21 protein-coding genes are annotated in these 26,395 nt (G+C 66.9%); 14 read left to right on the top strand and 7 right to left on the bottom strand.

Annotation, left to right across the window (positions count from 1 at the left end; translation table 11 throughout):
- Positions 1–341 precede the first annotated feature (341 nt).
- From ACKN61_RS18190 to ACKN61_RS18180, 3 genes are all read left to right on the top strand, one after another.
- Positions 342–1,430: an OmpA family protein gene (locus ACKN61_RS18190; protein WP_408950707.1), complete on the top strand. Its 1,089-nt coding sequence runs from the start codon at positions 342–344 to the stop codon at positions 1,428–1,430.
- Positions 1,431–1,745: 315 nt separating this feature from the next.
- Positions 1,746–2,273: a hypothetical protein gene (locus tag ACKN61_RS18185; protein ID WP_031374238.1), complete on the top strand. Its 528-nt coding sequence runs from the start codon at positions 1,746–1,748 to the stop codon at positions 2,271–2,273.
- A 64-nt stretch (positions 2,274–2,337) separates the two neighbouring features.
- Complete coding sequence (locus tag ACKN61_RS18180; protein ID WP_408953855.1) at positions 2,338–3,138, top strand: pseudouridine synthase; 801 nt, start codon at positions 2,338–2,340, stop codon at positions 3,136–3,138.
- Here the strand turns inward: ACKN61_RS18180 and ACKN61_RS18175 are convergent.
- The 4 genes from ACKN61_RS18175 to tdh all read right to left on the bottom strand — a co-directional run bounded on the left by ACKN61_RS18175 (position 3,135) and on the right by tdh (position 7,041).
- A complete protein-coding gene (locus tag ACKN61_RS18175) occupies positions 3,135–3,524 on the bottom strand; it encodes an HNH endonuclease (RefSeq protein WP_408950706.1) in 390 nt (129 codons plus the stop codon). The genes ACKN61_RS18180 and ACKN61_RS18175 overlap by 4 nt on opposite strands.
- Before the next feature lie 28 nt (positions 3,525–3,552).
- Entirely contained in the window at positions 3,553–4,758 is a 1,206-nt protein-coding gene (gene kbl / locus ACKN61_RS18170; RefSeq protein WP_408950705.1) for a glycine C-acetyltransferase, read from the bottom strand.
- 478 nt (positions 4,759–5,236) lie between these two features.
- Positions 5,237–5,428, bottom strand: coding sequence for a hypothetical protein (locus tag ACKN61_RS18165; protein ID WP_408950704.1), 192 nt, complete (start codon positions 5,426–5,428; stop codon positions 5,237–5,239).
- 578 nt (positions 5,429–6,006) lie between these two features.
- Positions 6,007–7,041 (bottom strand): L-threonine 3-dehydrogenase, encoded by a 1,035-nt coding sequence (gene tdh, locus ACKN61_RS18160; protein ID WP_031374186.1) that lies wholly within the window; start codon positions 7,039–7,041, stop codon positions 6,007–6,009.
- 147 nt (positions 7,042–7,188) lie between these two features.
- Between tdh and ACKN61_RS18155 the strand changes: the two genes are divergently transcribed.
- The 3 genes from ACKN61_RS18155 (at position 7,189) to ACKN61_RS18145 (ending at position 14,243) form a co-directional block, all read left to right on the top strand.
- Positions 7,189–9,342 carry a S46 family peptidase gene (locus ACKN61_RS18155; protein WP_408953854.1) on the top strand — a complete coding sequence of 718 codons (2,154 nt, stop codon included), beginning with the start codon at positions 7,189–7,191 and terminating at the stop codon, positions 9,340–9,342.
- A gap of 309 nt (positions 9,343–9,651) precedes the next feature.
- The gene (locus tag ACKN61_RS18150; protein ID WP_408953853.1) at positions 9,652–11,742 is read left to right on the top strand and encodes a S46 family peptidase; all 2,091 of its coding nucleotides are present in this window, start codon (positions 9,652–9,654) and stop codon (positions 11,740–11,742) included.
- Positions 11,743–12,032: 290 nt separating this feature from the next.
- On the top strand, positions 12,033–14,243 hold the full coding sequence (locus ACKN61_RS18145) for a S46 family peptidase (RefSeq protein WP_408950703.1): 2,211 nt from the start codon (positions 12,033–12,035) through the stop codon (positions 14,241–14,243).
- 491 nt (positions 14,244–14,734) lie between these two features.
- Here ACKN61_RS18145 and ACKN61_RS18140 read toward each other — a convergent pair whose 3' ends face one another.
- The 3 genes from ACKN61_RS18140 to ACKN61_RS18130 form a co-directional block, all read right to left on the bottom strand.
- Entirely contained in the window at positions 14,735–15,040 is a 306-nt protein-coding gene (locus ACKN61_RS18140; RefSeq protein ID WP_408950702.1) for a hypothetical protein, read from the bottom strand.
- A gap of 36 nt (positions 15,041–15,076) precedes the next feature.
- Positions 15,077–15,304, bottom strand: coding sequence for a DUF6289 family protein (locus ACKN61_RS18135; RefSeq protein WP_408950701.1), 228 nt, complete (start codon positions 15,302–15,304; stop codon positions 15,077–15,079).
- Positions 15,305–15,553: 249 nt separating this feature from the next.
- Positions 15,554–15,781: a DUF6289 family protein gene (locus ACKN61_RS18130; protein ID WP_031374244.1), complete on the bottom strand. Its 228-nt coding sequence runs from the start codon at positions 15,779–15,781 to the stop codon at positions 15,554–15,556.
- A 413-nt stretch (positions 15,782–16,194) separates the two neighbouring features.
- Between ACKN61_RS18130 and serA the strand changes: the two genes are divergently transcribed.
- The 8 genes from serA (at position 16,195) to ACKN61_RS18090 (ending at position 26,347) form a co-directional block, all read left to right on the top strand.
- Positions 16,195–17,757, top strand: a complete 1,563-nt coding sequence (gene serA / locus ACKN61_RS18125; protein WP_031374243.1) for a phosphoglycerate dehydrogenase — start codon at positions 16,195–16,197, stop codon at positions 17,755–17,757.
- 2 nt (positions 17,758–17,759) lie between these two features.
- On the top strand, positions 17,760–18,404 hold the full coding sequence (locus ACKN61_RS18120; protein WP_057918854.1) for a histidine phosphatase family protein: 645 nt from the start codon (positions 17,760–17,762) through the stop codon (positions 18,402–18,404).
- Positions 18,405–19,526: 1,122 nt separating this feature from the next.
- Positions 19,527–20,456, top strand: a complete 930-nt coding sequence (locus ACKN61_RS18115; RefSeq protein WP_408950700.1) for an energy transducer TonB — start codon at positions 19,527–19,529, stop codon at positions 20,454–20,456.
- Between the two features lie 61 nt (positions 20,457–20,517).
- Positions 20,518–21,807, top strand: coding sequence for a bifunctional tetrahydrofolate synthase/dihydrofolate synthase (folC, locus tag ACKN61_RS18110; RefSeq protein ID WP_408950699.1), 1,290 nt, complete (start codon positions 20,518–20,520; stop codon positions 21,805–21,807).
- Between the two features lie 174 nt (positions 21,808–21,981).
- The gene (locus ACKN61_RS18105; RefSeq protein ID WP_408950698.1) at positions 21,982–23,079 is read left to right on the top strand and encodes an SPOR domain-containing protein; all 1,098 of its coding nucleotides are present in this window, start codon (positions 21,982–21,984) and stop codon (positions 23,077–23,079) included.
- A 102-nt stretch (positions 23,080–23,181) separates the two neighbouring features.
- The gene (locus tag ACKN61_RS18100; RefSeq protein ID WP_408950697.1) at positions 23,182–24,021 is read left to right on the top strand and encodes a CvpA family protein; all 840 of its coding nucleotides are present in this window, start codon (positions 23,182–23,184) and stop codon (positions 24,019–24,021) included.
- A 33-nt stretch (positions 24,022–24,054) separates the two neighbouring features.
- Entirely contained in the window at positions 24,055–25,524 is a 1,470-nt protein-coding gene (gene purF, locus ACKN61_RS18095) for an amidophosphoribosyltransferase (RefSeq protein ID WP_031372999.1), read from the top strand.
- A gap of 7 nt (positions 25,525–25,531) precedes the next feature.
- Positions 25,532–26,347 (top strand): ferritin-like domain-containing protein, encoded by an 816-nt coding sequence (locus ACKN61_RS18090; protein WP_408950696.1) that lies wholly within the window; start codon positions 25,532–25,534, stop codon positions 26,345–26,347.
- The last annotated feature ends 48 nt before the right edge of the window (positions 26,348–26,395 follow it).

Here is a 26,395-nt window from a genome sequence, read left to right as displayed (position 1 = left end):
GCCTCGTGCCGGGCTTCGTTTTTATGTTCGGCCGCTTCGGAAAATCCGACCGGCGGCCCAGTTTGTTTCTAAACCTCGACCGTTCGTCGGCGCATCCGCGCGAGGGCGGGCATACCCGCTGCCGAAAACGTTAATTAACGAACCTGGCTTCACTGGGCTGAACTACGTTAAGTGGTATTAACAAACGCGTTGACAGTGTATGATCGCCCCCGCCAGTGACCGCGGCGCCGGCCCTGCCAGTGCTGAGCGTGTCTCTGTCACAGGAGTCAGCGCCGCATAAGACTGTCCCGATCAAACAGTCCCGATCACCCCCCGTTCCGATCGATCTGAAGGAGTTAGATATGAAGATCCGTATGTTGAGCACCGCACTGCTGGCGGGCTTGGCCTTTTCGCAGGCGGCCAGTGCGCAAGATTTCGACGACCGCTGGTACCTGACCGGCGCTGCCGGCATGAACATCCAGGACAACGACCGCGGTACCCGCAACGCTCCGTTCGGCGCGATCGGCCTGGGTAAGTTCCTGAGCAAGAACTGGTCGCTCGACGGTGAGCTGAACTACCAGAACCCGAAGTTCGACGCCAACCAGGACGCCAACTGGAGCCAGTACGGCATCTCGTTGGACCTGCGCCGCCACTTCGTCACCGACGGCCGCAACTGGAACCCGTACCTGCTGATGGGCCTGGGCTACCAGCGTTCGGAAGAGGAATACTTCATCCCGTCGCCGCTGTCGCCGGCTGACCGCAAGGACGGCAACTTCGCCGCCAAGGTCGGCGTCGGTATCCAGGGCGACCTGGGCCGCGTCGGTATCCGCACCGAACTCGCTTACCGCGCCGACTTCGACGACAGCAGCGTCAACGCTCCGTCGGAAGACTGGTTCGGCGACGTGCTGGCTTCGGTCGGCATCGTGGTGCCGCTGGGTCCGGAACCCGTCGCTCCGGTCGGTCCGGCTCCGGTGGTTGAGCCGGGCTGCGCCGACAAGGACGACGACGGCGACGGCGTGAACAACTGCGACGACAAGTGCCCGGGTTCGCAGGCTGGCCAGACCATCGGTCCGGACGGCTGCCCGGTGCCGGTGACGATCGACCTGAAGGGCGTCAACTTCGACTTCGACAAGGCCACGCTGCGTCCTGACGCGGTTGCGATCCTGAACGAAGCCGCTGAGATCCTGAAGCGTTACCCCGACCTGAAGGTCGAGGTGGCCGGTCACACCGACTCGAAGGGCACCGATGCGTACAACCAGAAGCTGTCGGAGCGTCGCGCGAAGGCTGCGTACGACTACCTGACCAGCAATGGCGTGGACGCTGGCCGTCTGGTGGGTCCGGTGGGTTACGGCGAGAGCCGTCCGATCGCTCCGAACACCAACGAAGACGGTTCGGACAATCCGGAAGGCCGTGCGAAGAACCGTCGCACCGAGCTGAACGTCCAGAACTAAGCGATACCCGCGGGTTCTTCGGAACCCGCACCGCAACACCCGAAGCCCGGCCTTGCGCCGGGCTTCGTTTTTCCGCATCTGTGCGCGCAGCGAGCCGCGCTGGCGGCAGAGGCGTCGTCACACGACGAGTACGGGCGCGTGACGATCGGGCGATGACCCGGGCAGGCGCTCTTGTGCGAGGCGAATCCGGCCGGCGGTTGCTGGCGCGTTGGCGATCGCGCCGGTTGTTCGATCCGCCACCCGCGCCTACACTGGCGTATAGCCTTTGCACGACGTCCGGGTATTCGCGCCCGGGCAGAACTACGGGAGAGAGTCATGCGCCACGCCATCGCCGGATTGACGTTGTTCCTCATCGCCGGAGCGGCGCAGGCGCAGGGCGCCAGCAACTGCGCGGCCTTGACCGCCGCCCGCGCGCAGCCGGTGCAGCCGACCCTGATCGCACCGATTTCGCCGGAACTGGTCGCTCCCTCGCATCAGCTCGGCGCGCCGACCGGCGTGCTCTCGCAGGCGCTCGACGAAGCGCTCTCGGTCGACCAGGTGCTGTTGCGCATCCGTCTCGACGGTTGCAACGTCGCCAAGGCCACGCCGGCATCGACCGGCATGCCCTCGGTCAACGACCCGGCCGCCTACAAGCCCAAGACCCAGTTCGACAACACGCCGTGGCGCTTCGATATGAGCCAGGGCGGCAAGCGCATGACCGCCGATGAGTTCAGCGCCTGGATGAAGGCCAAGGGCGTGCGCGTTGCGAAGGGCAACGGCACTGCGGCCGCCGCCGCTCCGGCCGCGGCCCCGGTGGTCGAGCCGGCCCCGGCGCCGGTCGAAGACAAGAAGAAAAAGAAGTAAGCCTCGCCACCGCGATGCGCCGCTTACGGCCGCGGGCATTGCTCGCGGCCGTTTCGCTTTTGCGATCCGCGATGGCAGGCCGTTTCGGTCGACTCCGCAACGCCGTTCCCGACTCTCCGAACCCTCTCGCGCCTTGAGCAAGATTCCGCCCCGACACGGCCTGGCCCGCGTGCTTTCCAAGCAAGGCCTGTGTTCGCGCAGCGAAGCGGCGAAATGGATCGCCGCCGGTCGCGTCTCGGTCGACGGCCGCATCGTCCGCGATCCCGAATTTCCGATCGTGCAGGGCCGCCATCGCGTCGCCGTCGACGGCAACGCCATCGATGCCGCACCGCGCATCTACCTGATGCTCAACAAACCGCGCGGGCTGGTCACCACCGCCCAGGACGAGCGCGGCCGCGATACCGTCTACCGCTGCTTCGACGGCGCCGGCCTGCCGTGGCTCGCGCCGGTCGGGCGCCTGGACAAGGCCAGCGAAGGCCTGCTGCTGTTCTGCAACGACCCGCAATGGGCGGCGCGCATCACCGATCCCGACTTCGGGCCGGACAAGACCTATCACGTCCAGATCGACACGCTGCCCGCGCCGCCCTTGCTGGCGGCACTGCACGAAGGCGTGATCGAGGAGGGCGAGCGTCTGCGCGCCAAGTCGGCGACCTTGCTGCGCGCCGGCGAGAAGAATGCCTGGCTGGAGATCGTGCTCGACGAGGGCCGCAACCGGCAGATCCGGCGCCTGCTCGCCGCCTTCGATATCGAAGTGTTGCGCCTGGTCCGGGTCGCGATCGGCCCGCTGCTGCTCGGCGATCTCGGCAAGCGCGAATGGCGCGAGCTAAGCGCTGCCGAGGCGGCGTCGCTGGTGGGGTCGGACTAGGGCGGCGCGTCGTCGTCGCGCCATCGCGCGAGGCGGGCGTCGAGCAAGCGGGTCACGACCTCATAGGCGCGCGCGTCGCCCGGGCCGCGTGCGTCGTGGCTGGCGCCCTTGCCGTGGTTGCAACGCGTGCAGGCGAGGGCGAGATTGCGCGGGTCGTCGGCATCCTCGCCGACCCTTGCGGTCAGGGCCGCCGCGGCGCGGCGGCCGAACCAGGCGCTCGGCACGACGTGTTCGAGCGAGGCCGAGCCGATCGCGGCACCGTCCTCGCTCAGGGCGAGCGCACGCCGGCAGTGCAGGCAGCGCGTGCGCCAGACGCCGTCGTCCAGGCGCGCCAGCGCGTCGGTGCGCACGGCCTGCAACAGGCGGCGGCGCAGGACGACGCGCATGCGCTCAGTGGCCGATCAGGCCAGGGGTTCAGGCCTTGATCACGCCGAGCTCGCGGCCGATCTTGATGAAGGCGGCGATGGCGCGATCGAGGTGTTCGCGCGTGTGCGCGGCCGACATCTGGGTGCGGATGCGCGCCTGGCCCTGCGGCACGACCGGGAAGAAGAAGCCGATCGCGTAGATGCCTTCTTCGAGCAGGCGCGCAGCGAACTTCTGCGCCAGCGGCGCGTCGTACAGCATCACCGGGCTGATCGGATGCACGCCCGGCTTGATGTCGAAACCGGCCGCGGTCATCTGCTCGCGGAAATAGCGCGTGTTCTCGACCAACTGCTCGCGCAGATCGCCGGCCGCCGAGAGCATCTCGAACGCCTTGATGCCGGCGGCGACCACGTGCGGCGGCAGCGAGTTCGAGAACAGGTAGGGGCGCGAGCGCTGGCGCAGCAATTCGACCACTTCCTTCCTGGCGGTGGTGAAACCGCCGAGCGCGCCGCCCATGGCCTTGCCGAGGGTGCCGGTGAAGATGTCGATCTTGTCCATCACGCCCTTGACCTCGGCCGAGCCGCGGCCGCTGGCGCCGAGGAAGCCGGTGGCATGGCATTCGTCGATATGCACCAGCGCGCCGTACTTTTTCGCCAGCGCGGTGATTTCGTCGAGCGGGGCGATGAAACCGTCCATCGAGAACACGCCGTCGCTGGTGATCAGCTTGGTCTTGCAACCGGCGGCATCGGCGGCCTGCAATTGCTTTTCCAGGTCGGCCATGTCGCAGTTGGCGTAGCGGAAGCGCTTGGCCTTGCACAGGCGTACGCCGTCGATGATCGAAGCGTGGTTGAGCGCGTCGGAGATGATCGCGTCGTTCTCGCCGAGCAGTGGTTCGAACAGGCCGCCGTTGGCGTCGAAGCAGGCGGCGTAGAGGATGGTGTCCTGCGTGCCGAAGAAGTCCGAGATGGTCTTCTCGAGCTGCTTGTGCAGATCCTGGGTGCCGCAGATGAAGCGCACCGAGGCCATGCCGAAGCCGTGCGTGTCGAGCGCGTCCTTCGCCGCCTGGATCACCTCGGGGTGATCGGCCAGGCCGAGATAATTGTTGGCGCAGAAGTTCAGCACCGTGCGGCCGTCTTCGAGAACGATCTCGGCCGACTGCGGGCTGGTGATGATGCGTTCGGCCTTGAACAGACCCTGGGCGCGGATCTCGTCGAGGGTGTCGGCGTAGTGTTGCGTGAGGCTCGATGCGTCGGACACGGGCGGCTTCCGATGGGGAGGAAAGCCGCCATTCTATTCCAGACCCTTTACCCAGGCCCGTCGGCTGCGTTCATGCCGTTGGCCTGGCCCTTGCGTGCCCAAGCGGCCCATTGCCTCTGCAGCGCGGGCGGGTGGGCGGCCAATCCGTACTTGGCAGGATGTTGCGCCGGCCGGTTCTTGAAATCGCCGCCGGCGGCCCGGGATTGCGCTAGCCAATCGAACGCGTAGGGGGCGGTGTCGCAGCTGGGCTGTAGCCGTGATCGTGGCTGTAGCTGTAGCTGTAGCTGTAGCTGTAGTTGTAGCTGTTGCTATTGCTGTTGTTGTGAGGATTTTGCTGTTGCTGTGCGCCGATTCGCACTTGCGAAGGCAGTGGAAGGCCCGGAGGGCGGCCCGCATGGATGCGGGCCGTTTTTCATCGGGACAGGGATGTCCCGTATGAAAAAGCCCTGCGTCGGCATCGAACGTGCGGGCCTGTGATTCAAAACAAAAGCATTTTTCTTTGGTGACTTTCTTTTGTTGCTTTAGACAAAAGAAAGTTACCCGCCGCTTTAGTGGCGGAAGCTTTTATCGTTTGATCTTGATCTTGATCTTGCTTGAGCGAAACACCGCAAGCCCGAAGCAGCGCGGTCGCGGCTTGCGCCGCTCCTACTCCTAGAAGCTGCGACCACAAGGCCTCAGTGTCTCGTCGTTTCCGGCTGGAGCCAGGGTAGGAGCGGCGCGAGCCGCGACCGCGCCCTGTCGTGCGCCGGCGCCTCCGGCCGTAGGCAGCGAGACAACATCCAGAGCAGAGCAAAGCTTCCGTCCGCTGACGCGGCCGGGTTACTTTCTTTTGCTGGCCCAAAAGAAAGGTAACCAAAGAAAAGGGCTTTCCTTGACGAAGCTCCCCTGCGAGTACGCAGCTTGCGCCGGGATTTTTCGATAAGACGTCCCTGTCTTATCGAAAAACGGCGCACGTCCTGTGCGCCGCCCTCCGGGTCTCCATCTGTCTCGCGAGGTAGGTACTGCGCCAAGCTTTCACGGCAACGGCAACGGCAACGGCAACGGCAACGGCAATGGCAATGGCAACGGCAACGGTCGAACTTTTGCGTTCGGGGATACCGCGTAATCGCGGGCGCTGCGCGCCACGATGGCGCGAACTTCAAGCGGGCAAACACGCTGCGCTACCCGCAGATGCGACGAAGGCGCCCAAAGGCGCCCTCGTCGTGACCGGTTTAGCGTCGCCTATCGTTGCCGGGCGATACCTCGCGCTCAGTTCCAGCTCAACACGACCTTGCCCGCCTTGCCCGCTTCCATCAGGTCGAAACCCTTCTGGAAATCGTCGATCGGCAACTGGTGGGTGAGCACCTTGCCGAGCGGGAAACCCGACAGCACGAGCTGGGTCATCTTGTACCAGGTCTCGTACATCTTGCGGCCGTACATGCCGTGCAGGGTCAGGCCCTTGAAGATGATCTTGTCCCAGTCGGCGCCGGCGCCCTTGGGCATGATGCCGAGCATGGCGATCTTGCCGCCGTGGTACATGCAGTCGAGCATGTCGTTGAAGGCGCGCGGGTTGCCGCTCATTTCCAGGCCGACGTCGAAGCCTTCCATGTGCAGGTCGGCCATCACGTCCTTGAGCGACTGGTTGGCGACGTTGACCACGCGGGTAGCGCCCATGTCGGCGGCCAGCTTGAGGCGGAAATCGTTGACGTCGGTGACGACGACGTTGCGCGCGCCGATGTGCTTGCAGATGCCCGCGGCGATGATGCCGATCGGGCCGGCGCCGGTGATCAGCACGTCCTCGCCGACCACGTCGAACTCCAGCGCGCAATGCGCGGCGTTGCCGTAGGGGTCGAAGAACGCGGCCAGCTCGCTCGGAATCTGGTCGGGGATCGGCCACAGATTGCTGGCCGGCATAACGATGTACTCGGCGAAGGCGCCGTTGCGGTTGACGCCGATGCCGACGGTGTTCGGGCACAGGTGCTGGCGCCCGCCGCGGCAGTTACGACAGTGGCCGCAGACGATATGGCCTTCGGCCGAGACGCGCTGGCCGGGACGGTAGCCGACCACGCCGGGGCCGAGATCGACCACGCGGCCGACGAATTCGTGGCCGATCACCAGGCCGGGCTTGATGGTGCGCTGGCTCCACTCGTCCCACAGGTAGATGTGCAGGTCGGTGCCGCAGATCGCGGTCTTTTCGAGCTTGATCAACACCTCGTTCGGGCCGGGCACCGGCACCGGCACTTCTTCCATCCAGATGCCCTTACCGGCTTCGCGCTTGACCAGAGCCTTCATCGTTTGCGTCATGGGAATCGATACCTGAGAGCTGCGGCCGTGCCGCGCGGGAGACAGACGCGAATTATACGCCGGCGATCTCGCCCGGGCCGGGCGGGGGTTTGCCCGCGCCGGCCGGCTTGGCCTATCGTCGCGGCTTCGCAATGTTCCGGAATGACCATGCGCCCCCGTGTGTTAGCCCTGTCCCTGGCGCTGTGCGCCACCGCCGCCCAGGCCGACGAAGGCATGTGGATGCCCTCGCAACTGCCCGAGATCGCGCGCCAGCTGCGCGCCGCCGGTTTCAAGGGCGATCCGGCCGATCTGGCCGAGTTGACCCGCGCGCCGATGAACGCCGTGGTCAAGGTCGGCGGCGCCACCGGCGCCTTCGTTTCCGGCGAGGGGCTGGTGCTGACCAACCACCACGTCGCCTTCGGCGTCATCCAGTACAACTCCAAGCCAGAGCGCGACCTCATCGGCAACGGCTTCGTCGCCGCCGACCGCGCCGCCGAGCTGCCGGCCAACCCGGATTTCCGCGTGCTGGTCACCACTGGTTTCGACAAGGTCACCGAGCGCATCCTCGCCGACGCGCGCGGCAAGCGCGGCCGGGCTTATTACGAAGCCGTCGATGCGGCGACCAAGGCCGTCGTCGCCGAATGCGAGCGCGAAGCCGGTTATCGCTGCAGCGTCGCCAACATGTATTACGGCACCGACTTCTATCTGATCCGCCAACTGGAACTGCGCGACATCCGCCTGGTGTATGCGCCGCCGGACGCCATCGGCAACTACGGCGACGAGGTCGACAACTTCGTCTGGCCACGCCACAGCGGCGATTTCACCCTGTTGCGCGCCTATGTCGGCAAGGACGGCAAGCCCGCCGATTACTCGCCCGACAACGTGCCCTACGCGCCGCCGGGCCATCTGCAGATCGCCACCGATCCGGTGCGCGAAGGCGATTACGCCATGCTTGCCGGTTACCCCGGCGTGACCTTCCGTCATCGCATGGCGGCCGAGTTCGCCCAGCAGATCGAATGGCAGCTGCCATCGCGCGTGGCTTTGTACGCCGGCATGATCAAGACGGTCGAACAGGCCGCTGCCTCCGACGCCGAAGCCAAGGTGCGCTATGCCGCGCAAGTGGCCGGCTTCAAGAACACGCTCAAGCGCGCCCAGGGCGAACTCGACGGCCTGCGCCGCAGCGATGCGGTGCGCGTACGCCGCGACGACGAGCCCGCGATGCTGGCCTGGCTGAGCAAGCAGGCCGATGCCAAGGCGATCCGTGCCGACATCGATGCCGCGCAGAACGTGCTCGACGACGCGGCATCGACCCGCGACCGCGATCAATTGCTGACCGCGATCCGCACCCAGGCGCAGTTGTTGAACGCGGCCCTGACCCTGCAGCGCCTGGCGCTGGAACACGCCAAGCCCGACGGCGAGCGCGAGACCGGTTACCAACAGCGCGACGAAACCCTGATCGCCGGCCGGCTCAAGCAAGTGCAGCGCCGTTATGCGCCGGAAGTCGAGAAGGCGCTGCTGCTCGACCTGCTGACTCAGTACAAGGCGTTGCCGAAATCCTCGCGCGTACCGGAGTTCGACCGTGTCTTCGCCGGCGAAGACGCCGCCACCCTCAAGCGCAGCCTCGATGCGCTGTATGCCGGCACCCGGCTCGGCGACGAGGCGGTGCGCCTGCAGGCGATGAAGGCCGACGCCAAGACCTTGGCCGCCTCCGACGACAGCCTGTTGCGCGCCGCGGCGACGCTGACCCCGGCGATTCTGGCGCTGGAAGAACAAACCAAGAGCCGCGACGGCGAACTGTTGCGCCTGCGCCCGGCCTATATGCGCGCCTTGATCGGCTTCCGTAAATCGCAGGGGCGCGCGGTGTATCCGGACGCCAACTCGACCTTGCGCGTGAGCTATGGCGCGGTCAGCACCATGGATCCGCGCGACGGCGTGCGTTATCGGCCGCTGACGACGGTGCAGGGCATCGTCGAGAAGCACACCGGCGTCAAACCCTTCGATGCGCCGCAAGCCTTGCGCGATGCGATCGCCAAGGGCGATTACGGTAGCACCGTCGATCCCGAACTGAAGACCCAGACCGTCGATTTCCTGACCAACCTCGACACCACCGGCGGCAATTCCGGCTCGCCCGTGCTCGATGCCAACGGTCGTTTGATCGGCCTGAACTTCGACAGCAACTGGGAGGCGGTCAGCGCCAGCTGGATGTTCGACCCGCGCTACAAGCGCGCGATCCACGTCGACATGCGCTATATGCGTTGGCTGCTGGCCAAGGTCTATCCGGCCCCGCACCTGCTCGGCGAGATGCAGTTGCCGGCCGAGTAAGTCGGGGTTTTCCCGGCGAATCGCGGCCTTTCCCGGAAAACGCTCCGGTCGCGACGACGACCGGAGCCGCCGTCGCCGAGTGGGGCGGCCGGGCGCGAAACCCGCGTTTTCCGCCCGATTCCGCCTTTCCGCTGCGCCACCGGCCCGTTTGCGCGTAGCGAGCCCCGGCCTGCCGGGCTAGACTTTCCGCCACTTTGTCTGCGTCCATTGCTTGGGGGAAACACGATGCGCTACACGAAACTGGCTACGGCCATGGTCATGGCCGGCACGCTGGGCGGGCTCGCCACGACGGCCCAGGCCGTCGAAGGCATGTGGGTGCCGCAGCAGTTGCCCGAGATCTCCGCGCCGCTGAAGCAGGCCGGGCTCAAGCTCAGCGCCAAGCAGCTGGCCGACCTTACCGGCGACCCGATGGGCGCGGTGGTTTCGCTCGGCGGCTGCACCGCCAGCTTCGTCTCGCCGCGCGGCCTGGTGGTGACCAATCATCACTGCGCCTACGGCGCGATCCAGCTCAATTCGACCGCGCAGAAGAACCTGATGCGCGACGGCTTCAACGCCGCGGCCCCGGGCGATGAAGTCTCGGCCGGCCCGGCTTCGCGCATCTACGTGCTCGACTCGATCCAGGACGTGACCGCGCAGATCAAAAGCGCGATCGCCGAGGCGGTCGAACCGATCGACCGCACCCACGCGTTGGAGACGGTAGAGAAGCAACTGATCGCCCAGTGCGAGGCCGAGCCCGGCTACGCCTGCGAGGTCTACAGCTTTTTCGGCGGCAGCACCTACCGTCTGTTCCGGCGCATCGAGATCAAGGACGTGCGCCTGGTCTACGCGCCGCCCGGCAGCGTCGGCAATTACGGCGGCGAAGTCGACAACTGGATGTGGCCGCGCCACACCGGCGACTTCTCCTTCTATCGCGCCTATGTCGGCAAGGACGGCAAGCCGGCTGCGTACGCGAAGGACAACGTGCCCTACCAGCCCAAGCATTACCTGAAGATCGCCGACAAGCCGCTCGGCGACGGCGACTTCGTCATGGTCGCCGGCTACCCGGGCCGCACCAACCGCTACGCCCTGGCGGCCGAGTTCGACGCCACCGCGGACTGGATGTATCCGACCCTGTCGCAGCACTACAAGAACCTGGTCGCTCTGGTCGGGCAGACCGCGAAGCAGGATCCCGAAATCGGCGTGAAGTACGCCAGCACCGTGCGCGGCTGGCAGAACACGCTGAAGAACTACGACGGCCAGCTCGAAGGTTTCGAGCGCATCGGCGCGGCGAAGAAGAAGCACGCCGACGAAGAGGCCGTGCTGGCCTGGCTCGGCAAGCGCGGCAAGGCCGGCGCGCCGGCGTTGGCCGGCCACGCCAAGATGATCGAGCAGATCGAGGCCGCCAACGCGCACCGCGAGCGCGACACCGTGTTCTCGCAGCTGCGCCGTTTCGGCGTGATCGCCGCGTCCGGCACCCTGTACCGCCTCGCGGTCGAACGCGCCAAGCCCGACACCGAGCGCGAGCCCGGTTACCAGCAGCGCGATCTGCCCTCGATCAAGGCCGCGCTGGAGCAGATGGAGCGTCGCTACGACCCGCGCATGGACCGCGAGCTGCAGGCTTACTGGCTGCGCGAGTACGTCAAGCTGCCGGCCGGCGAACGCATCGCCGAACTCGACCGCTGGCTCGGCGGTTCCGACGAGAAGGCGATCAAGCGCGCGCTCGACAAGCTGGCCAAGACCAAGCTCGGCAGCACCAAGGAGCGCTTGGCGTTGATCGACGACGACCGCGCCGCCATGGACAAGAGCCGCGATCCGGCGATCCAGATGGCCAAGGCGCTGTTCCCGGCGGCGCTGCGCCTGGAGCAGGAAGGCAAGGCCCGCGACGGCGAAACCCTGATCGCGCGCCCGGCCTACCTGCAGGGCGTGATCGACTATCGCAAGAGCAAGAAGCAGGCGGTCTACCCGGACGCCAATTCGACCCTGCGCATCACCTTCGGCAACGTCAAGGCTTACACCAAGCTCGACGGCAGCAAGCAGGCCTCGTTCACCAAGCTCGAAGAGGTCGCCGCCAAGGCCACCGGCCAGGAGCCGTTCAACGCGCCGCAGAACCTGCTCGACGCGATCTCGGCCAAGCGCTACGCCGGTTTGAGCGACAAGCGCCTGAAGACGGTGCCGGTGAACTTCCTGTCCGATCTGGACATCACCGGCGGCAACTCCGGCTCGCCGGTGCTCGACGGCGAAGGCAAGCTGGTCGGTCTGGCCTTCGACGGCAACTGGGAGTCGGTGAGCTCGAATTGGCTGTTCGACCCGGTGATGACCCGGATGATCTCGGTCGATCAGCGCTACATGCGCTGGATCATGCAGGAGGTCTATCCGGCGCCGCAGCTGCTGACCGAACTCGGCGTGCCGGCGAAGAAGTAAGCCGCCGCAGCCGTCTGCCACCGCAAACGCCGGTCGGTTCGCCGACCGGCGTTTGCGTTTGTGCGAGTGCGACGATCCAAAGGGGGCAGGAGCGTGAAGCCATGCGGCGCGACTTGCTTGAACTAACGAAATTTTTAGATTGCCGAGGGGCCGGGCAGGGGCAGCAGCCACAAACACGCTGAAGCGCGACGAACCGCGGCGCCGCCAAGCCGCGCTTCGACGGATCCGGAATGGCCTTCGCAGAAACAGCCGGGCTAGACTCGACCTCCCGCCTTCCAAGGGACGCTTTGATGCAATACACGGTGCTGGCCCGATCACTGGCCATAGCAGGGACGTTGTCGTGCACGCTGGCCTGGCATGGGGCCGCCCGGGCGGTCGAGGGCGTATGGACGCCGCAGCAATTCCCCGAACTCGCGAGCAAGCTCAAGCAGGCCGGGCTGAAGGCGACGCCCAAGCAACTGACGCAACTGAGCGACCCGAAAGGCGACCCGCTCGGCGCGGTGGTCCCGTTCGGCGGCTGCACCGCGAGCTTTGTCTCGCCCAAGGGCCTGCTGCTGACCAACCACCATTGCGCGCTCGCCGCGCTGCAGCTCAATTCGACGCCGCAGAAAAGCCTGCTGCGCGACGGTTTCAAGACCGGCACCAACAACGAGGAAGTTTCGGCCGGCGCCAACGCGCGCATCTTCGTGCTCGATTCGGTACAGGACGTCACCGCGCGGGTGCAGGCGGCGCTGACCGTCGCGGCCGACCCGCTCGCGCGCATCGCCGCGCTCGACGCGCTGGAGAAGCAACTGGTCGCCGAGTGCGAAACCCAGGCCGATTACGGCTGCCGTCTCTACAGTTTTTCCGGCGGCAACCGCTATCAACTGCAGCGCAGCATCGAGATCCGCGACCTGCGCCTGGTCTACGCGCCGCCGGAGAGCATCGGCAACTTCGGCGGCGAGACCGACAACTGGTCGTGGCCGCGCCACACCGGCGATTTCGCCTTCTACCGCGCCTACGTCGGCAAGGACGGCAAGCCGGCGCCGTTCGCGATCGACAACGTGCCCTACCAACCCAAGCGCTGGCTCAAGATCGCCGACAAGCCGCTGGGCGCGGGCGATTTCGTCATGCTCGCCGGCTTTCCGGGCATGACCAACCGCTACGCCATGGCCGACGATTTCGAGGCCAACGCCGACTGGACCTATCCGACCGTCGCCGCGCATTACCGCCGTCTCGCCGCCTTGATCGAAGCCGAAGGCCGCAAGAGCCCCGAAGTCGCGAGCAAGTACGTCGGCACCCTGCGCGGTTGGCTGGGGGCGGCCAAGAGCTACGAAAGCCAGATCGAAAGCTTCCGCCGCACCAACGCAGCCCAGGCCAAGCGCAGCGAAGAAACCGGTTTGCTGGAATGGCTGCGCAAGCAGGGTGCGGGCGGCGAGGCGGCCTTGGCCGCGCACGCACGCCTGGTCGAACTCGGCCAACAGGCGCGCGCCGAACGCGACCGCGACCTGGTGCTCGGCCAGTTGTACGCGACCGGCACCCTCAGCGCCGCGACCCAGCTGTACCGGCTGGCGATCGAGCGCGACAAACCCGATGCGCAGCGCGAGAACGGCTACCGCCAACGCGACCTGGGCGCGTTCGAGAACCGGCTCAAGCAGGCCGACCGCCGCTTTGATGTGCGCATGGACCGGCAGTTGCAGAACTACTGGCTGCACGAATACGTCAAGCTGCCGAAAGAACAGCGCGTCGCCGCGCTCGACCAATGGCTCGAAGGCGACGACGAAAAGGCGATCAAGCGCGCGCTCGACCGCATCGGCAAGTCGCGCCTGGCCAACCCCGAACAGCGCGCGGCCTGGCTCAAGGCCGACCGCGCTACGTTCGAGAAGAGCAAGGACGCCGGCAAGGACGGCGCCATCCAGTTCGCGGTCGCGGTGATGCCGACGATGCTGGAAATGGAGCGGGAAATCCGCAGCCGCGCCGGCGAGACCTTGAGCGTGCGGCCGGTGTACCTGAAAGCGCTGGCCGACTACCGCAAAGGCCTCGGCCAGCCGGCCTATCCCGACGCCAATGGCTCGCTGCGTATCAGCTACGGCACGGTGTCGCCCTACACCAAGGACAACGGCGCCAAGCAGCTGCCGTTCACCCGGATCGAGGAAATCGCCGCCCGCAGCAGCGGCAAACCGCCGTTCGACGCACCGCCGGTTCTGCTCGATGCGATCGCGGCCAAGCGTTTCAGCGCCAATCTCGTCGACAAGCGTTTGGGTTCGGTGCCGGTGAATTTCCTCGCCGACCTCGACATCAGCGGCGGCAACTCCGGCTCGCCGGTGCTGGACGGGCAGGGCAAGCTGGCGGGCATCGCCTTCGACAGCAACTGGGAATCGGTGAGCGCGAGCTGGCTGTTCGACCCGGCGTTGACGCGGACGATTTCGGTCGACCAGCGCTATTTGCGCTGGGTGCTGCAGGACGTGTTCCCGGCGCCGAGGTTGTTGGCGGAAATGGGGGTTCCGGCAAGCGGGAAGTAGGTTTGGTCCGCTGTCGTTGGAGTGGTTGTTGTTGCCTTTGCCTTTGCCTTTGCCTTTGCTGTGCGCCGTCTAAGCCTCGCGAAGGCCATAGAAGACCCGGAGGGCGGCCCGCAGGGATGCGGGCCGTTTTTCATCGGGACAGGGATGTCCCGTATGAAAAATCCCTGCGTGTGCATCGCTCGTGCGGGCCCTTGATTCAAAGAAAAGCATTTTTCTTTGGTTACCTTTCTTTTGTTGCTTATGACAAAAGAAAGTAACCCGCCGCTTTAGTGGCGGAAGCTTTTGGCGTTTGATCTGGATCTAGATCTTGATCTTGCTCGAGCGATACGCCGCGAGACCGAAACGACGCGGTCGCGGCTCGCGCCGCTCCTACCCTGGGCTCTAGCCGGCAGCGGCGCGAGATTGAGGCGTCGCGGTCCCGACTTACGTCGTTCCTACAGGGGTGGATTCGCGACGCTCCCTCCTTCAAGCAAGTGCAGAGCTTCCGCCCGCTATGCGGCCGGGTTACTTTCTTTTGCTAAGCCCAAAAGAAAGGTAACCAAAGAAAAGGGCTCTCCTTGCAAGGGCACAAGCCACGAGTTCGCAGCTAGCGCCGGGATTTTTCGATAAGACATCCCTGTCTTATCGAAAAACGGCGCACGTCCTGTGCGCCGCCCTCCGGGTCTCCACTTGACCGGCAAAGCGGTAAAGCAGATCAAAATCACGGCAACAGCAACAGCAACAGCAACAGCAACAGCAACAGCAACAGAAACGGCACGCACATGCGCCACGCGTCGGCCCAAAAAAAGGGCCGGCATACGCCGGCCCTTCCTCTCCCCAATGCGAAACGACGATCAGCGCGGATTGCAGACCAGGTGGCCGGCGCTGTAGCTGGCGGTGCGTACGCCCGACTCGCTGTAGACGCCCTCGCAGCTCAGCTGCGCCTGGCCGACGACCTTGCCGCTGGCGTCGAAATACACATAGAACTCGCCGATTTCGTCCGGACCCGGCGGGCGGGCCAGGGCGACGGTGGCGACGAGGGCGGCGACGAGGCCGAGACCGAGGGCGAAAGATTTACGCATGACGAACTCCCATCTTTGCAAAGGCAGATTGGATACCCGGCGCGGTGACGTACACGGGGCCGGACAGTGGCGTGATCTTCGATGGTGCGGGCGCGCTGTGCGCCAAGCGTCGCTCACGCTCGACGGTGTCGTGCCGGTGCGCCGATCGCTCAGATCGGTGGTGCAGGACGAACGAGGCGATCATTACCGTGCGGATGCGCGACATGGATCGTGCCGCGGCGAAACCGAAGGCGGCGATCGCCGGATCGATCAGATTTCAGGGTCGCAGATGAAATAACCGTCGCTGTAGTTCTTGGTGAACTTGCCCCAGGATTCGCGGGTGTTGTCGCAGCGGATGGCCGAGTAGCCGACCACGGTGCCGTTGTCGTCGTAGTAGGTGTAGAACTGGCCGGGACCGGTGGGGCCGATTGCAGCGACTGCGGCGCCGACCGCGGCGAGCGCCGCGAAGCCGAGCGTCAGAGCGAGTTTCTTGCGCATGGTGTTCTCTCTTCGGATGCCGGCAGGACGCCGGCGCAACGACGCTAGGACCCGGGTCGCGATTTCTCAATGTGCCATCGCGACTCGATTCGTATCTTTGTGACGCGGTTCCGAAGCGCAATCGCAAATTGCTAATTCCTGCACAAAACGCGTTGCGCCCGGGCGAGGGCGGCGGTCGAACTCATGAACGCGGTCGCGCTTGCCAAGCGGCGGTCCGCTGACTTAGGCTGCGCGGGCAGTCGCGGATTCCCATGCCAGCCGGCCCCGTCTCCCGACCCGTGTCAGATGCCGCCTCATGCGGCGCCGCTTCCAGCGGCATCGTGGCCCCAGCTTCAGCCTGAGGGCGCGAGATCCAACCGTAGTGCCGGCTCGCTCGTGCTCCGTGGTCTGTCCCCTACGACCTGGAGCTTGCGATGAAAGTACTGGCCTGCGATGGCATTCACGAAGACGGTCTGGCCCTGTTCCGCGATGCGGGCTGGGAAGTCGTCGTATCCGATCCGATCAAAGACACCGCTGCCCTGGCCCAGGCTCTGGTCGGCGTCGACGCCGTGCTGGTGCGTTCGGCGACCAAGGTGCCGGCCGAGGCGATCGCCGACGCCAGCCAGTTGCGCGTGATCGGCCGCGCCGGCGCCGGCGTCGACACCATCGACGTCGATGCCGCCACCCAGCGCGGCATCGCGGTCATGAACGCGCCCGACGGCAACACCCTGGCCGCGGCCGAACACGCGATCTCGCTGCTGTTCGCGCTGGCCCGCCACATCCCGCGCGCCGATGCCGGCATGAAGGCCGGCGAGTGGCCGAAGGCGGGCCTGACCGGCTTCGAACTCGAAGGCAAGAAGCTCGGCGTGATCGGCCTGGGCCGCATCGGCGGCACCGTCGCACGCAAGGCGCAGGGCATCGGCATGGAAGTCGCCGCGCACGACCCCTTCCTGCCCGCGTCCGCCGCCGGCAAGGGCAGCGTGCCGCTGAAGTCGCTGGAAGAATTGCTGGCCTGGGCCGACGTCGTCACCCTGCACATCCCGCGCACCAAGGAAACCACCAACCTGCTCTCGGAAACGAGCATGCGCGGGATGAAGAAGGGCGCCTACCTGATCAACGCCGCGCGCGGCGGGCTGGTCGATGAGGCCGCGTTGCTGCAGCTGATCGAAGAAGGCCACATCGCCGGCGCCGCGCTCGACACCTTCGTCACTGAACCGCTGCCGGCCGATTCGGCGCTGCGTGCGAATCAGAAGCTGATCCTGACCCCGCACCTGGGCGCCTCGACCAGCGAAGCGCAGCAGGCGGTGAGCACGATCCTGGCCCGCCAGATCATCGATTTCGTCGCCACCGGCGCGGTCGCCGGCTGCGTCAACCTGCCGCCGCTAACCGCCGAAGCCGCGCGCGAATCCGGCCCGTGGATGCCGCTGATGTCCTCGCTCGGCCGCCTCGCCGCACGCCTGGTGCCGGCGCCGACGCGTCTGGAAATCACCTACGCGGGCCGCACCGATGCGCTCGACACGCGTCCGCTGACGCGCCTGCTGGTGGCGGCCTTGCTCGGCACCGCCTCGGGCCGCGTGACCCCGGTCAACGCCTTGCAGGAAGCGGCCGCGCGCGGCCTGACCGTGGCCGAGACGCTCGGCGGCGACGGCGACGGTTTCGACCGCCTGCTGAAGCTGCGCGTGGTCGGCGAGAAGCGCACCCGCGAGATCGAGGCGACCCTGCACCGTGGCCCGCGCGTGGTGCGCCTGGATGGCGTCGAGATCGAATTCGACCCGCAGGCGCACGTGCTGTTGCTGCGCAACGAAGATCGTCCCGGCATGATCGGCGCGGTCGGCTCGCAGCTCGGCGCGGCCGGCGTCAACATCGTCAACTTCGCCCTGGGTGCGGCCGGCGACGGCCAGGCGCGCGCGGCGATCACCGTCGACCGCCCCGTCAACGAGCAGCAGCTCGCGCTGCTGCGCGCGACCCCCGGCATCCTCTCGCTGGCGCAGGTCTGATCATGCGGATCTTGCTTGCCCGTCATGGAGAAACGCCGTGGAATGCCGAAGGCCGCTATCAGGGCCAGGAGGACATTGCCCTGTCGCCGGTCGGCGAAGCCCAGGCCACCGCGCTCGGCGCACGCCTGCGCGACGTTTCGATCACCCGCGCCGTCGCCTCGCCGCTGTCGCGCGCGCGCCGCACCGCCGAGCTCGCCCTCGGCGCCGAGCGCGCGAGCCTGTTGCAGTTCGACCCGGGCCTGATGGAAATCGCCCATGGCACCTGGGAAGGCCTGCTCGCCAGCGAAATCCGCGAACGCGACGGCGACCGCCTGCGCGCTTGGCGCGACACTCCGCATGAAGTGTTGATGCCCGGCGGCGAATCGATCGTGCACGTGCTCGACCGCGCCTGGCCCGCCTTCGCGCGCGCTTGCGAGGGCCTGCGTGCCGACGACACCTTGCTGGTCGTCGCTCACGACGCGGTCAATCGCGTGCTGTTGTGCAAGGTGCTCGGCATCCCCTTGTCGAAGCTATGGACCTTCCGTCAAGCGCCGACCACGCTCAACCTGCTCGAAGGCGACAGCGTGGACACCCTCGATGTGGTGCGCTTGAACGACTGCAGCCACCACACCGCCTTGTTCGGCGAGGCGGTGCATCGGGCCTTGTGATGGGTTCGGGTTGACCGAAACGGGCGCTTCTTTGGAGGCGCCCGTTTTTTATTTGGGGTTGTGCGAGTGTTCGCGACGCGATCTTCGCGGAGGCTGCGATCCATCTTGAAGTTGCGGTTGCATCGGATCGGAGCTTGAAGTTGCATTTGCCTGGCCTGGCCTCGGCCTGGCCTGGCCTCGGCCTATGCCTAAGCATCTGGTCTTGTCTTTGTCTTTGTCTTTGTCTTTGGCGTTGCTGTTGCTGTTGCTGTTGCTGTTGCTGTGCGTCGTCTAAGTCTTGCGAAGGCAATCGAAGACCCGGAGGGCGGCGCGCAGGGATGCGCGCCGTTTTTCATCGGGACAGGGATGTCCCGTATGAAAAAGCCCCGCGTATGCATCGCTCGTGCGGGCCCTTGATTCAAAGAAAAGCATTTTTCTTTGGTTACCTTTCTTTTGTTGCTTATGACAAAAGAAAGTAACCCGCCGCTTTAGTGGCGGAAGCTTTTGGCGTTTGATCTTGCTGGACAGATGCGCCGCGATACCGCCACGACGTGGTCGCGGCTTGCGCCGCTCCTACCCTGACGGGCTTCGGCCGGCATCGGTGCGAGATTGATGCGACGCGGTCGCGGCTCACGCCGCTCCTACAGCGGAAGGATTCGCAATGTTCCATTCTTCAAGCAAGTGCAAGGCTTCCGTCCGCTACGCGGCCGGGTTACTTTCTTTTGCTAAGCCCAAAAGTCCGACTGGATTCCCTTCGGTCAAAGGTAACCAAAGAAAAGGGCTCTCCTTGCAAGGGCACAGGCCACGAGTGCGATGCTGTCGCCGGGATTTTCCGATAAGACGTCCCTGTCTTATCGGAAAACGCCGCACGTCCTGTGCGGCGCCCTCCGGGTCTCCAGGTGTTCTCGCAAGTTCGGTGCCGCGCCAAGCTCATCACGTCAACGTCAACGTCAACGTCAACGGCAACGGCAACGGCAACGGCAACAGCGCCGCCAGCCCCATCGCCGACTTCGACCACGCCGGTACCGTCCATGTCCGCATCGACCCATCACCCCGATGCTTGTGTTGCAATACACCCCGCCGCAGGACGCGGCGCGAAAACAAGGAAGAGCGGTGTCGAAATTCGCATGCAGGACCGCGGCCATGTTGGCCGTATTGTTCGCCGCGCCGGTCGCGGCCCAATCGATCGATGCGGGCGCGGGGGCGTCGATGCCGGCCGGCTGCCCCAGCGGCGGGCAGTCGTGGCCGCCGCCGAAGTATCCGACGGAAATCTTCGGCGCCGCCGGCACGGTGACGCTGGTGTTGGACCTCGACCGCTGCGGTCAGGTCGATCAGGTCTGGATCGAGACCGATTCGGGTTATGAAGCGCTGGACCGGGCCGCGGTGGAGACGGCGAAGAAATGGCGCTTGAGTCCCGAATATCGCGACGGTGTCGCGGTGGCGTCGCGGGTGCGGGTGCCGGTCGACTTCCAGGCGCCGACGCCCGAGCAGATCGCCGCGCATGTGGCTCGCGCCCAGGCCAAGTGGGACCAGGTCTGGCCCCTGGCCCAGGTGCCCGAAGTCGCCGCCGCGCGCGACGGCAGCCTCGATGGTTTCCTGCCCGACGCCTTGCCGATGGAGGAGGGCAGTGTGCTCGAGCTGATCGCCACGGCGCGACGCGAAGGCCGCGAGGTGTTCGGCGGCGAGATGCCGGGCGGCAAGCTGGGCTGGCCGGCGCTGCGCATCGCCGACGACCGCGGCGCGTTTCAGTGGCTGTTGATCGAAGACAGCCATCCGGCGGCGCCATCGCTGGTCCGCCAGCGCCTGGTCAGCGACGGCAAGAAATCTTTCTATGTCAGCCGCGTGCTGTGCGGCGCGCCCAAGGCTTCGGCCTGCGCGAAGCTGGAGCGCAGCGTGCGCGCCTGGCCGCGACAGCGTCCGGGCCAGCCTTTGCCGCAGCAATTGTCGGCCGAGCCGCCGTTGCCGCCGAAGCAGACCCCGACGCAGCGTCCGTTAGGGCCTTCGCGACTGGCCCCGGAGGATCCGAAAGCCCCCACCGATCCGGCGGCGCGGCCGGCGTGGCAGCGCGGCTGAGGCGCCGAACCGCCAGCGCCGGCCGATCAACCCGGCCGGCGTATCTGCGAGAATTCGCGCCATGCAACGCTCGCTCGCCGACTGGCTCTCCCACATTGAACGCATCCACCCCAAGTCCATCGACATGGGGCTGGAGCGCATCCGCATCGTCTCCCAGCGCCTGGGCCTGAAGCGCCCGGCGCGGAAGGTGATCACCGTTGGCGGCACCAACGGCAAGGGCTCGACGGTCGCCTTCATCGAGGCGATCGCGCGCGCCGCGGGCTGGCGCGTCGGCGCCTACACCTCGCCGCACCTGCTGGCCTATAACGAACGCATCCGCATCGGCGGCGCCGATGCCGGGGACGCCGCCCTGGTCGAGGCCTTCGAGGCCATCGAAGCCGCACGCGGCGAGGTGGTGCTGACCTATTTCGAGTACGGCACCCTGGCGGCGCTGTGGCTGTTCGAGCGCGCCAAGCTCGATCTGGCGATCCTCGAGGTCGGGCTGGGCGGGCGCCTGGACGCGTCCAACCTGGTCGACCCGGACGTGGCGGTGATCACCACCGTGGACATCGATCATCAGGATTACCTGGGCCCGGACCGCGAGAGCATCGGCTTCGAGAAGGCCGGCATCGCCCGCGGCTGGAAGCCGTTGATCCTCGGCGACGACGACCCGCCGTCGAGCGTGCTGCGCCATGCCTACGCGATCGGCGCTTCGGCGGTGCGCGCGGGCTGCGATTTCTTCTTCGAAGCCCTGCCGCCGGACGCCGATAAGCCCGATGAGGGGCCGCGCTGGCGTTGGCGCGAGGTCGGTTACCGCGTCGAGCTGCCGATGCCGGCCCTGGCCGCGCCGGCGCAGATGCGCAATGCCGCAGTCGCGGTCGCGGCGTTGCGGGCCTTGGGCAAGTCGCCCACGCGCCAGCAGTTCGCCGAGGGCGTGGCGGCCGCGCACGTGCCCGGGCGCCTGCAACGTTTCGAGCGCGATGGCGTCGAGATCGTGGTCGATGTCGGCCATAACCCGCAGGCGGCGCGCGAACTGGCTGCCTGGCTGGCGGCCGCGCCGGCCCCGGGCCGGACCCATGCCGTGTTCGCCGCGCTCGGCGACAAGGACGTGGCCGGCGTGGTCGCGGCCTTGCACGCAGGCATCGACGCCTGGCACCTGGCCGGGCTGGCCGACAGCGGTCCGCGCGGAGTCGGTGTGGAGGCGTTCGCCGAACGGCTGCGCGACACCGCGGCCGGCGAGGGCAGCCGCCATGCCGACGTCGCCACCGCGCTGGCCGCGGTGCGGGCACAAGCCAATGCCGGCGATCGCATCCTGGTGTTCGGTTCCTTCCACACGGCGGCGGCGGCACTGGCCTGGCTGGCGGCGAATTGAGCCGGGCCGTTACGCGCCGTGCTTTCGTGACGGCGCCGGAGGCCTTGCGGTACCGGCCTTTCGCAATCGGCGATTCTGAATACAACGCTCCGGGCCAGGCATGCACACCGGTGCCTGCCCGCCGCGGGGGTATAATTCGCGCCGGTAACCGGCCCTGCGAGTGATCGAGTAGCGATGGAACCTGCCCTGAAACAGCGATTGATCGGTGCGATGGTCCTGGTCGCACTGGCGGTGATCTTCCTGCCCATGCTGATCAAAGGGCCCGCGCCCGAAAGCGGCGCCTCCGATGTTCCCTTGACCTTGCCGGACGCGCCTGCGGGCGAAACCGAGACCCGCGAACTGCCGCTGGTGACGCCGGGCGATGCGCCGCAAGGCGGCGTGGTGGGCATGGAACCGGCCGATGTCTCGCAACCGGCCTCGGCCGACAGCGACACCTTGCCGACCGTGGACACCGCGGCCGGCGCCAAGGCCATGCAGCCGGCGTCCACCGCCGGCGGCGACTACGCGGTCAGCTTCGGCAGTTACGCCAGCGCCAGCGACGCCGACCGGGTGATCGCCGCACTGCACGCCGCACGCCTGCCGGGTTATCAGGAAACCGCCGCCGGCGCCGGCGGCCGCACTTTGTATCGGGTCCGGATCGGGCCGTTCGCGACCCAGGCCGACGCCGAGGCGGCGCGCCTGGGTTCGACCAAGGTCCGCAAGGACGTCAACGCCAAGGTCGTGGTGCTCAACGCCGACGCGGCCGAGGCCGCCGATCCGGCCGTCGCCACCACCGCGCCGGCCGCATCGGCACCGTCGGTGAGCGCGCCGAAGCCGCTGGCCGAAAGCGCACCGGTCAAGCCGGCGGCGCTGCCGCCGTCGAAGCCGGAGCCACTCAAGCCGGCCGCGACCAAGCCTGCTGAAACCAAGCCGGTTGCGGCCAAGCCTGCCGAAACCAAGCCGGTGGCGACGACCAAGCCGGTTGAGACCAAGCCTGCACCCGCGACCAAGCCAGTCGAACCCGCCAAGCCCGCGCTGAAGCCGGCCGCCGCAGGCACCGGTTTCGCGGTCCAGTTGGGTGCGTTCGGCAATGTCGACGAAGCCAACAAGCTGCGCGATCGCGCCCGGGCCGCCGGCTTCAGCGCCTTCGTCGAACAGGTCCGGACCGACAAGGGCACGCTCAACCGCGTGCGCCTGGGCCCGGTGGTCAATCGCGCCGACGCGGACAAGTTGAAGGCGCAGGTCGCCGGCAAGCTCGGCGTCGGCGACGCACTGGTCAAGCCGCATCCGTGACGGTTCGCGGCGTGACCTGCAGTTGAATACATCGGTGCAAGGCGCGCCGATGCAGGGCGCGCCGCTCGAGCGTGCGCCAGCGACGAGAGGGAGCGTCACGCTATGACAGCACTGGATTGGGGTTTGTTGTTGATCGTCGGTTTGTCGGCGCTGCTCGGCATGCTGCGCGGTCTGATCGGCGTGGCGGTGTCGCTGGCGGCGTGGCTGCTGGCCGGCATCGCCGCCTACGTGTTCGGCGGCGAAGTCGGGCGCAGCCTCGGCGACGGCGAGATGGGCTGGCTGTCGTACCTCGGCGGCTATGCGCTGATTTTCGTGGCGGTGTGGATCGGCGTCGGCCTGTTCGGCATGGTGGTGCGGCGGATCGCGCACTCGGCCGGCTTGTCGGAGATGGATCGTTTGATGGGCCTGGGCCTGGGCGCGGTGCGCGGCGTGTTCTTCGCCTGCGCCTTGCTGGTGGTGCTGGGCATGACGACCTTGCCGCGCGAACCCGCCTGGCGTGGTTCGATCATCGCCGCGATGCTGATGCCGGGCGCGGAATTGATGCGCGCCGCATTGCCGGATGGCATGGCGCGCAAGGTCGACCTGGAAGGGCGCGGCACCTCGTTGCAAGCGACGGTCCAGGCGCAGGCCAAGAATCTGGAAGACAAGCTGCCGAAGTTGTCCGGTGGATTGCCGGGCGGATTGCCGGGCGGACTGTCGGACATGATGCCGAGCGGCGGCGGTCTGGATTCGCTGCCGCAGGCCGTGCCTGAGGGCTCGTCCGGCGGCATGGCCGGGGCCTTGCCCGATGGCTTGGTCAACGGTTTGCCCGACGTGCTGCCCGAGGCGGTGCGCGACATGCTGCCGCAGAAGGGCCAGCAAGGCGCCACGGCGACGCAGATCAAGGGCGACCCGGCCAAGGTCGGCGCCGACCGCAGCAAAGACGAAAAACGCGTTCATTAGCAACAACAACGACTCTCAGCAGGATCAAGCGCTATGTGCGGCATTCTCGGTATCGTCGGCAACACGGATGTCGCCGCTCAGCTTTACGACGGACTTACGGTGCTGCAGCACCGCGGCCAGGATGCGGCCGGCATCGCCACCGCCGACGGCGCGCGCCTGCGCGTGCACAAGGGCAACGGCCTGGTCAGCGACGTCTTCAACGAGACGGCGATGCGCCTGCTCGAAGGCCGCGTCGGCATCGGCCATTGCCGTTATCCCACCGCCGGCAGCGAAGGCTCCGACGAGGCTCAGCCGTTCTACGTCAACTCGCCGTTCGGCATCGCGCTGGCCCACAACGGCAACCTGATCAACACCGACATGCTGCGGCGCGAGGTGTTCGAGCAGGACCGCCGCAACGTCAACACCGAGTCCGACTCGGAAGTGTTGCTCAACGTCTTCGCCCACGAGCTCGACCGTCATCGCGCGCTGACCGCCGAGTCCGCGTTCGCCGCGATCGAAGGCGTGCACCGCCGCTGCGTCGGCGGTTACGCGGTGGTCGCCACCGTGCTCGGCCTGGGTCTGGTCGCGTTCCGCGACCCGCACGGCATCCGCCCGCTGGTGCTCGGCAAGCGCAACACCGGCGGCCAGGACGAATACGCGGTGGCGTCGGAGTCGGTCGCCCTCGACCTGCTCGGCTTCGAGCGCATGCGCGACGTGCGCCCGGGCGAAGGCATCGTGATCACGCCGCGCGGCGAATTGTTCAGCCGCATCTGCGCCGAGCCGCGCCAGCACGCGCCGTGCATCTTCGAGTACGTCTATTTCGCCCGTCCCGACTCGATGATGGACGACGTCTCGGTGCACAAGGCGCGCATGCGCATGGGCCAGACCCTCGGCGAGAAGATCCAGCGCCTGCGTCCGGACCACGACATCGACGTGGTCATCCCGATTCCCGATACCTCGCGCGACTCGGCGCTGGAAATCGCCAATACGCTCGGGGTGAAGTACCGCGAAGGCTTCATCAAGAACCGCTATGTCGGCCGCACCTTCATCATGCCGGGCCAGGGCGAGCGGGCGAAGTCGGTGCGGCGCAAGCTCAACCCGATTCCGCTGGAGTTCCGCAACCGGGTCGTGCTGCTGGTCGACGATTCGATCGTGCGCGGCACCACCTCGCGGCAGATCGTGCAGATGGCGCGCGACGCCGGCGCGCGCAAGGTCTACCTGGCCTCGGCGGCGCCGCCGGTGCGGTTCCCGAACATCTACGGCATCGACATGCCCTCGACCGACGAACTGGTCGCGCACGGCCGTACCGACGAGGAAGTGCAGACTCTGCTCGGTTGCGACTGGCTGATCTACCAGGACCTCGACGCCCTGGAGCAGGCGGTGTCCGGGCCGAAGCATCGCATCGACCACTTCGACTCGTCCTGCTTCAACGGCGAATACGTCACCGGCGTGGAGCCCGGATATTTCGAGCGCATCCAGCAACTGCGTTCGGACGAGGCCAAGAAGACGCGTCGAGCGTCCTGAGCCCGGAGTGCGCGCGGTGACTTCGCTGTTCGACGCCGCGCGCGCCTGCCTGGACGCCGCCACCCCCGAGGCGAAGGTCGAGATGACCTTCGCCGCCGCGCAGGCCTTCGCCCGCGGCGAGCTCGCACTGCCCGACGATGCGCCGCCGCCCGAGCCGATCCGCATGCCGGGCCGGCCGGCCAGGCCGGCGCTGGTGCATCCGCGCGAGTTGCCCAAGCGCGGCTTCGGCACGGCCGACGGCCGCGCCGCATTCGTGCACGCCATCGCCCACATCGAATTCAACGCCATCGACCTGGGCTGGGACGCGGTCTATCGCTTCCGCGGCCTGCCGGCGCAGTTCTATGCCGACTGGGTCGGCGTGGCCAACGACGAGGCGCGGCATTTCAGCCTGCTGCGCAACCGCCTGCGCGAACTCGGCTACGACTACGGCGATTTCGATGCCCACAACGGCCTGTGGGAAATGGCCGAGAAGACCGCGCACGACGGCCTGGCGCGCATGGCCCTGGTGCCGCGCGTGCTGGAAGCGCGAGGGCTCGACGTGACCCCGGGCATGATCGTCAAGCTGCGCTCGCTCGGCGACGAGGCGACGGTGACGATCCTCGAAACCATCCTGCGCGAAGAAGTCGCCCATGTCGCCGCCGGCTCGCATTGGTACCGTTGGTACTGCGAACGCGCCGGCATCGACCCGCTGCCGCGTTTCCGCGAACTGCTCGCCGAATACGCGCGCGCCGTGCTGTACGGCCCGTTCAATTTCGATGCGCGCAGCGCCGCCGGCTTCGACGACGAAGAACTGCGCATGCTGGAAGCCTTCGCCGCGCGTTGAGCCTCCGTCGGCCCCTGTAACTAAAGCCCATCTCCCGCTTGGCACCCG

It is taken from the genome of Lysobacter sp. Hz25 (assembly GCF_046097045.1).
GTDB lineage: Bacteria > Pseudomonadota > Gammaproteobacteria > Xanthomonadales > Xanthomonadaceae > Lysobacter > Lysobacter antibioticus_B.
Note: the sequence above shows the minus strand (reverse complement) of the source record. Positions and strands in the feature narration are given on the sequence as shown.

Bases quoted from the DNA above. Each gene is read 5' to 3' on its own strand.
- ACKN61_RS18115 (WP_408950700.1), top strand. From the start codon at position 19,527: ATGTTGGCCGTATTGTTCGCCGCGCCGGTCGCGGCCCAATCGATCGAT.
- tdh (WP_031374186.1), bottom strand. From the start codon at position 7,041: ATGACGCAAACGATGAAGGCTCTGGTCAAGCGCGAAGCCGGTAAGGGC.
- ACKN61_RS18140 (WP_408950702.1), bottom strand. From the start codon at position 15,040: ATGCCGGCCCTTTTTTTGGGCCGACGCGTGGCGCATGTGCGTGCCGTT.
- ACKN61_RS18190 (WP_408950707.1), top strand. From the start codon at position 342: ATGAAGATCCGTATGTTGAGCACCGCACTGCTGGCGGGCTTGGCCTTT.
- ACKN61_RS18175 (WP_408950706.1), bottom strand. From the start codon at position 3,524: ATGCGCGTCGTCCTGCGCCGCCGCCTGTTGCAGGCCGTGCGCACCGAC.
- ACKN61_RS18105 (WP_408950698.1), top strand. From the start codon at position 21,982: ATGGAACCTGCCCTGAAACAGCGATTGATCGGTGCGATGGTCCTGGTC.
- serA (WP_031374243.1), top strand. From the start codon at position 16,195: ATGAAAGTACTGGCCTGCGATGGCATTCACGAAGACGGTCTGGCCCTG.
- ACKN61_RS18150 (WP_408953853.1), top strand. From the start codon at position 9,652: ATGTGGGTGCCGCAGCAGTTGCCCGAGATCTCCGCGCCGCTGAAGCAG.
- ACKN61_RS18135 (WP_408950701.1), bottom strand. From the start codon at position 15,304: ATGCGTAAATCTTTCGCCCTCGGTCTCGGCCTCGTCGCCGCCCTCGTC.
- ACKN61_RS18120 (WP_057918854.1), top strand. From the start codon at position 17,760: ATGCGGATCTTGCTTGCCCGTCATGGAGAAACGCCGTGGAATGCCGAA.
- ACKN61_RS18155 (WP_408953854.1), top strand. From the start codon at position 7,189: ATGCGCCCCCGTGTGTTAGCCCTGTCCCTGGCGCTGTGCGCCACCGCC.
- folC (WP_408950699.1), top strand. From the start codon at position 20,518: ATGCAACGCTCGCTCGCCGACTGGCTCTCCCACATTGAACGCATCCAC.
- ACKN61_RS18100 (WP_408950697.1), top strand. From the start codon at position 23,182: ATGACAGCACTGGATTGGGGTTTGTTGTTGATCGTCGGTTTGTCGGCG.
- purF (WP_031372999.1), top strand. From the start codon at position 24,055: ATGTGCGGCATTCTCGGTATCGTCGGCAACACGGATGTCGCCGCTCAG.
- ACKN61_RS18185 (WP_031374238.1), top strand. From the start codon at position 1,746: ATGCGCCACGCCATCGCCGGATTGACGTTGTTCCTCATCGCCGGAGCG.
- ACKN61_RS18145 (WP_408950703.1), top strand. From the start codon at position 12,033: ATGCAATACACGGTGCTGGCCCGATCACTGGCCATAGCAGGGACGTTG.
- ACKN61_RS18130 (WP_031374244.1), bottom strand. From the start codon at position 15,781: ATGCGCAAGAAACTCGCTCTGACGCTCGGCTTCGCGGCGCTCGCCGCG.